Source organism: Cupriavidus sp. GW823-FHT07A04, from assembly GCF_058794615.1.
Genome location: NZ_JBXAHA010000017.1, coordinates 207,422 through 213,627 on the forward strand (window position 1 = coordinate 207,422; position 6,206 = coordinate 213,627).

Genomic DNA, 6,206 nt, shown 5'->3' on the forward strand with positions numbered 1-6,206 from the left:
AGTGCCGCGCCTATGCGGTGCTATCTCGGTGCATGTCAGGCGCGTGCGCGCGCGCCGTCGGTGCGTATCGTCTGCAAGCGGTGCAGCGTGATCTTGCGCACTTCGGCGCGGCTTTCTTCAATATGGCTGGACAGCAGCAGCACGGCCTGCTCCGCGCGCTGGCGCTGGATCTCGCGCAGGATGGCGGCGTGCTCGTCGTAGGTGGCGGTCACGCGCGCGGCGTAGGTGAAATCGAGCCGGCGGATGATGCGGATGCGCTCGGTCACCTGCCGGTGCACGCTGGCGATTTCGCGATTGCCCGCCGCCGCTACCAGTGCCGCGTGAAAGGCCTCATCGTGCTGCGCCACCAGGCGGCCGTCGTCCAGGCGCGCGTCCTGCGGCACCTGCCAGAACTGCGCAAGCTGGGCCAGCGCGCCGTGATCCACCGTGGGCGTGGCGTGCGTGCACAGCATGCGCACGGCGTTGACCTCGATCAGCTTGCGCAGCTCGTAGAGCTCGTCGAAACGTGTGAAATCCAGTGGCACCACCTCCCAGCCGCTGCGGAAATACACCTGCACCAGCGCGTCGGATTGCAGCCGCAACAGCGCCTCGCGCACCGGCGTGCGCGACACGCCCAGGCGCTGGGCGATCTCGCCTTCGGTGAAGCGGTCGCCGGGAAGCATCCGGAACTCGAAGATGTCGTCGCGCAGCTGCGCGTAGACCGCTTCGGCGCGCGAGACCACACGGACCTCGGCGCCGCTCATGCCGCGGCCCGCGCGAGCAATGCGGATGGCCTCGGGCACGCCGCCACGCCCACGGCCTCCAGCGCCTGGGCGGCGGCAAAGGCCAGGTCCTCGCGCCACGGCGGCGCGATCAGTTGCACGCCTAGCGGCAGGCCGTCGGGGCCGGCCAGCGGCACCGTGAGCACCGGCAGGCCGATGCACGAGATGGGCTGGGTCAGCAGGCCCAGGCTGGCGCGCGCTGGCAGCACCTGGCCGTTGATCTCGATGTTCTCCTGTCCGGCCAGCGGCGCAGCCACCGGCGTGGCCGGGGCGATCAGCAGCTCGGTGCGCGTGAAGGCGTCGAGCAGTTCCTGGCGAAAGGCCGCGCGCACTTGCTGTGCGCGCACATACCAGGCGGCCGGCAGCACCAGTCCGGCGGCCAGGCGGTCGCGCGAGAGCGGCTCCATCTGCGCGTACTGGTGCCGCAGATGCTCGCGGTGCAGGTGCCCGCCCTCGGTGCCGGTGATGACGAAGGCGGCCGAGCGCGCGGCTGCCGCGCCCGGCAGATGGATCACGCCCGTGGCTTCAAGCGCATCGGCCACGCGCTGCGCGGCGGCGCGTGCATCGGCTCCGGCCATGTCGTCGAAGTAGCCGCCCAGGCGTGCCGCGCGCACGCGTATCGGCGCCTGCCCACTGACCGCTTCGAGCGGGCGGCGCGCACAGGCCGGATCCCGGGTGTCGGCGAACTGCAGCATATCGTAGGCCGCCGCGAGGTCCGCCACCGAGCGCGCGAAGGGGCCGACGTGGTCCAGGCTGTGCACGAACGGATAGCTGCCGCGGCGGGACAGCCGCCCATAGGTGGGCTTGAGCCCGAAGATGCCGGTGAGCGCCGCCGGCACGCGGATCGAGCCATTGGTGTCCGAGCCGAGCGACAGCGGCACCAGGCCCGCGGCCACCGCCGCCGCGCTGCCGCCGGAGGAGCCGCCCGCCACCCGGGCCAGGTCGTGTGGATTGCGGCAGGTGCCCCGATGCGCGTTCTCGGTGGTGAAGCCGTAGGCGAACTCGTCCATGTTGAGCGTGCCCACCAGCACCGCGCCCGCCTCGCGCATGCGCGAAACCAGCACCGCGTCGCGCCGGGCCGGTGCGGCGCCGGCCAGCACGCGAGAGCCCGCCAGCGTGGTGAGGTCCGCCACGTCGAACAGATTCTTCACTGCATAGGGCACGCCCGCCAGCGGCGGCAGCCGCGCGCCCTGGGCGCGCAGCGCATCGACGCGGCGCGCCTCGCCCAGCGCGCGCTCGCGCGTCACGGCGGTGAAGGCGTGCAGCAGCGGGTCGCAGGCCTCGATGCGCGCGAGCGTGGCGGTGGCCACATCCAGCGCGCTGCGCGCGCCGGTGTCGATGTCACTGCGGATCGCCAGCGCGGATTCGAACACGGGATCGCGCGCGCTCATGGCCGGTACACCGGAGCTGGCTCATCGTGCGCATCCAGCGGGTGCGCCAGCATGGGCGCTGCTATCGCGGCCACGCGCAGGAATTGTTCGATCACGCGCGTCTCGGCGTCCTTGGGCAGCTCCAGCCCGTGCAGCTTGAGCGCGCTGCGGGCGTAGTGCGCCAGCGTCTCGTCGCAAAATTGGGTCATGGCGTTTCTCCGGGAATTCGCGGGTCTCAGGCTGCGGCCGTTGTGCCCTGCTTGTATGCGATCTTGTATGCAAGCAATGGCTGTGCCACGTGCGGCGCGACGCGATGCACGGCGTGCGGCAGGATTCCACCCGCCGCGCTGCACCGCTTGGGGGCGAGGGTGCAATGCCAGGTGCGCACGCGCGGCGTGATTCACCGCGGCAGTGCGTGCGCCGCAGCGGCCTTGGTGCGCCTGTGCGTAGCGCCTGCGCTTGCAGGCACCACCTGGCGAGGCGTCCAGTGTCCTGCGCAGTGGCATGAACCTTGCGCGGAGCGCTTTGTCACGGAGGGCGCGCGCGTGGTCATTCTGGTGATGCGCGCACCGATCCACACTGGCACGCGGTGACATTGCCTGATGTGTGCCTGAGGCGTGCCGGACGCGTCACCATCTAGTGCGCGTGAACCTGTGGAGGTGCGATGCCGATCCTTCTTGTCGTGTTGGCGCTGCAGGCCCTCGTGCCGGGTGCTACGTCCTTTGCCGCGCTGGTGCGATACGACAACGCGCGCACCGCGGTTTGCACGCGGCTGGACGGGCTTCCCTGACATCGTCCGGCGCTAGTGCCGCCCCGTCTTGGCATCCGTCCCCCCAAAAGTCCCCCCAAAGCCAATCCAGAAACCAGAGGAGCACAAATGAATCGCAGCGATATCACCGACCTGATCATCGAAGCCAAGGTCACCAAAGGCATCAGGTGGTCCGATGTGGCCGAGAAGGTCGGCAAGAGCAAGGAGTGGACGACCGCCGCGTGCCTGGGCCAGATGGCCTTCGACGCGCCCGGCGCGCAGGCCGTGATGGAGATCTTCGGCTTGCCGCCGGAGGCCGAGCCGTGGCTGCGCACCGTGCCATACAAGGGCTCGCTGCCCACTCCCGTGCCGAGCGATCCGCTGATCTACCGCTTCTATGAACTGGTCAGCATCTACGGGACGACCTTCAAGGCGCTGATCCATGAAGAGTTTGGAGACGGCATCATGAGCGCGATCGATTTCCGCATGGACCTGCAGCGCGAGGCCGATCCGAATGGCGATCGCGTGAAGATCGAGATGTCGGGCAAGTTCCTGCCCTACAAAACCTACTGACCGGGGCTGGCACCCAGGCGCCTTGCGCCACGCAGAAACGGGTACGCCCCCTGTTCCGGCCTGCTGAAAATCACGCAGAAACGGGTACGGAGCGGGTTCTGTGGATCACGCAGAAACGGGTACGCTTTGCATTTGCGGCCCGTTTTTGCGCATGGCTTTCGCCCTATGCCCCATACAGTTGCGCTGCTGTCATCCCTGCCGGCAGGCGGGTGAGCGGCAGCGGCGGCGGATCCAGCGGCAGGCGCAGCGCCTGGTAGGCGGCCTCGCTCGAAAGCCCGTAGGGCGCGGCGTCGGCATTGTCGAAGGCGTAGTACACCGCCTGCACGCCGGTCATGATCAACGCGGCCAGGCACATCGGGCACGGATGGCCGCTGGCGTACACCACGGCACCCTTGAGGCTCGGCCGGCCGAGCTTGCGGCACGCGGCGCGGATGGCCTGCATCTCCGCGTGCGTGGTGGGGTCGAAGCTGTGCACGATGTCGTTGACGCCGGTCGCCACCTGCTCGCCATCGAGCGTGAGCACCGCGCCAAAGGGGCGGCCGCCGCGTGCGCGATTGGCGTGTGCCAGGCGTACAGCTTCCCGCAGGTGTTGTTCATGCATAGACATGGGGGATCTCCGGGAGGGGGAGTGTGGCTAGGGCAGAAGCAGACCGCCCTTTACCGCACGCGATGCGCGTAAATATGAAACCTGGCGCATCATGGTATTTGAAAAAAATGATATACAATGGCGACGCTGAATCCCGCCATTGCGCCTGCCCAAATCCTAGGCTGGCGTGCCAGGGCCGACCTGCAAGGTCACCACCAGCGACTGCAGCACGGACATCGGGATTGGCTTGGAAAAGACACGGATATGCCCGGGAATACCGCCGCGGTCCGCAATGGCATGCTTGTCCAGCGAGGTCACCACGACGATGCGTGTGGCGGCAAACTCCTGCTGCGCGTCGATGGTCCTGCACAGGCGGAAGCCATCGATGCCAGGCATGATCAGATCCAGGAGGACAAGGTCGGGTTTGCTGCTGCCAATGAGCAGCAGGCCGTCGTATCCGTTCGTGGCCTCGAGTATTTCGACCGACGGGTTGAGGGTTTCCAGCGCCATGCGGTAAATCTGCAGCAGGTGCTCGTCGTCTTCCACCAGCAGTACGCGAAACGCCCTTCCCGCCGGGGCGGCTGCCGCTGTCGTGGGTGCGGCGGTCTGGCTGCGCTGGTCGGCCACCATGCGGTCGACCGAATCGGCCGGGATCCTGCGATGTCCGCCGTCAGTCTTCCACGCGGGCAGCCGGCCATTTTCGACCCAGAGCTGGACCGTGCGCAGGGAGACGCCCAGCATCTCGGCAGCGGTCCTGGTGGAATAAAAGCGCAGATCGGTCATATGGCCTCTTCAACTGACGCAACGCGCGCCGGGCGAGGCTGCGGCGTTACGTATCGTATTGTTTTCATTATTCTTCGGAAAGCTGCCTAAGCGCAACTTAATGCCAGGAAAACACGCAATTATGATAAAGCCTCGCTGAACCGTTGAAGTTAACGCTTCGCGATGCACCTGGCCGGCTACGCCGGATATCCCGGGGCGATGGGCCAGTGCGAGCGGACTGGCGCAGCCGAATAGATCATACTGTGAAGTTTTGCCGCAAGCAGGCTGCCTTCAGGCAGCGGCACCCGGGGGGTGCGCGGGGCGCACGCACGCGCTGACTAGTATCGAAGGCTGCGATTCACGGCTGTGATGAACAATATATTCGTTTTTTGGTAGCTTTCCCATGAGGCTGGAAATCTACCGACAGGTATTGGCAGGTGCGCATCGCTCCGCGAGACGCCCGTTCTGGTCAGGCATTGTCATCGTGGCCTGCATCTGGTGCGCGCTCGCCGGCTTGGGGCTATGGGACCGCGCGGCCGAATTGCGGCACGTGCATGCCGGCCTGGCCCGCGTGGCCGGGCTGCTCGGCGAGCACGCCGAGCGCACGCTGGCCGAGGCCGACCAGATCGCATCGCTCGTTGGTGGCGCCGTGGTGGAGCGCGGGCCCGCGCTGCCGCTGGCGCAATGGAAGCGTGGCGGCTACCTTGCCGTCGCCCCCTTTCTCGAAGTATCCGTGCTCGACCGCGCCGGCAGGCTGCGCGCATCCACCAGCGCGGGCTTCGAGTCGGCGGACCTGAGCGACCGCCAGTATTTCCGCGTGCACGAGAGCCGCGCGCTGCCGTCGCTGTATGTCGGCATGCCCCTTGTCGGGCGTGTCAGCGGCCACTGGTCCATGCCATTGTCCCGGGGCATCGTGGGCGCCAAGGATGGCCGCTTCTCGGGCGTGGTGGTGGTGTCGCTCGACCCCGGCTACCTGTCGAGGGTCTACGCCAAGGCGGGCCTGGGGGAGTCCGGCACCGTGCTGCTGGCGGGCACGGACGACTTCGTGGTGCGCGCGCGCTGGAGCCAGGAAAGCAGCCAGCCGGGTCAGGTGCTGATGCCCGGCTCCGCGTTGCGCGGGGTGCTGGCCAGCGCGCAGGACAGCCTCATCACAGCCGTTGGCGGGTTGGATGGCGTTCGCCGTATCTACGCTATCCAGCGCTTGCCCGGGCGCAATCTCGCGGTGCTGGCAGGCATCAGCAGCGATGCGGCCCTTGCCAGCTATCACGACCGCTTGCGCGCCGGGATCGCGATCGCCGGCATGGTCACCGTGCTGGTGATGTTCTTCCAGGTCAGGCAGTTCATCGGGGGGGGACAACTCGCCGCATCGGCCGAACAAGGAAAAATGGTGGGGGGGGTTCCTGCCG

Annotated in this window: 7 protein-coding genes and 1 pseudogene; 3 read left to right on the top strand and 5 right to left on the bottom strand. The window is 67.7% G+C overall.

The genetic code is table 11. The features are described from left to right. Positions 1 to 35: 35 nt before the first annotated feature. The 3 genes from AC1Q7Q_RS27980 to AC1Q7Q_RS27990 are packed head-to-tail and all read right to left on the bottom strand — an operon-like array spanning position 36 to position 2,340. Positions 36 to 743, bottom strand: coding sequence for a GntR family transcriptional regulator (locus AC1Q7Q_RS27980; protein ID WP_492371952.1), 708 nt, complete (start codon positions 741 to 743; stop codon positions 36 to 38). Then, a complete protein-coding gene (locus AC1Q7Q_RS27985; protein WP_492371874.1) occupies positions 740 to 2,152 on the bottom strand; it encodes an AtzE family amidohydrolase in 1,413 nt (470 codons plus the stop codon). The genes AC1Q7Q_RS27980 and AC1Q7Q_RS27985 overlap by 4 nt, the downstream gene beginning before the upstream one ends. Beyond that, positions 2,149 to 2,340 carry a DUF4089 domain-containing protein gene (locus AC1Q7Q_RS27990; protein WP_492371873.1) on the bottom strand — a complete coding sequence of 64 codons (192 nt, stop codon included), beginning with the start codon at positions 2,338 to 2,340 and terminating at the stop codon, positions 2,149 to 2,151. The genes AC1Q7Q_RS27985 and AC1Q7Q_RS27990 overlap by 4 nt, the downstream gene beginning before the upstream one ends. 455 nt (positions 2,341 to 2,795) lie before the next feature. On the opposite strand from AC1Q7Q_RS27990, the gene AC1Q7Q_RS27995 reads away from it, so the two are divergent. Together AC1Q7Q_RS27995 and cynS are read left to right on the top strand one after the other, a co-directional pair. Next, positions 2,796 to 2,921, top strand: a complete 126-nt coding sequence (locus AC1Q7Q_RS27995) for a hypothetical protein (protein ID WP_492371872.1) — start codon at positions 2,796 to 2,798, stop codon at positions 2,919 to 2,921. Positions 2,922 to 3,008: 87 nt separating this feature from the next. Continuing rightward, the gene (gene cynS, locus AC1Q7Q_RS28000; RefSeq protein WP_492371871.1) at positions 3,009 to 3,452 is read left to right on the top strand and encodes a cyanase; all 444 of its coding nucleotides are present in this window, start codon (positions 3,009 to 3,011) and stop codon (positions 3,450 to 3,452) included. A 163-nt stretch (positions 3,453 to 3,615) separates the two neighbouring features. Here the strand turns inward: cynS and AC1Q7Q_RS28005 are convergent, their stop codons facing one another. Beyond that, positions 3,616 to 4,059, bottom strand: coding sequence for a nucleoside deaminase (locus tag AC1Q7Q_RS28005; RefSeq protein WP_492371870.1), 444 nt, complete (start codon positions 4,057 to 4,059; stop codon positions 3,616 to 3,618). A gap of 156 nt (positions 4,060 to 4,215) precedes the next feature. Continuing rightward, positions 4,216 to 4,821, bottom strand: coding sequence for a response regulator (locus tag AC1Q7Q_RS28010; RefSeq protein WP_174425785.1), 606 nt, complete (start codon positions 4,819 to 4,821; stop codon positions 4,216 to 4,218). A 463-nt stretch (positions 4,822 to 5,284) separates the two neighbouring features. On the opposite strand from AC1Q7Q_RS28010, the pseudogene AC1Q7Q_RS28015 reads away from it, so the two are divergent. Continuing rightward, positions 5,285 to 6,206, top strand: a pseudogene (locus tag AC1Q7Q_RS28015) (ATP-binding protein); the annotation flags it as partial.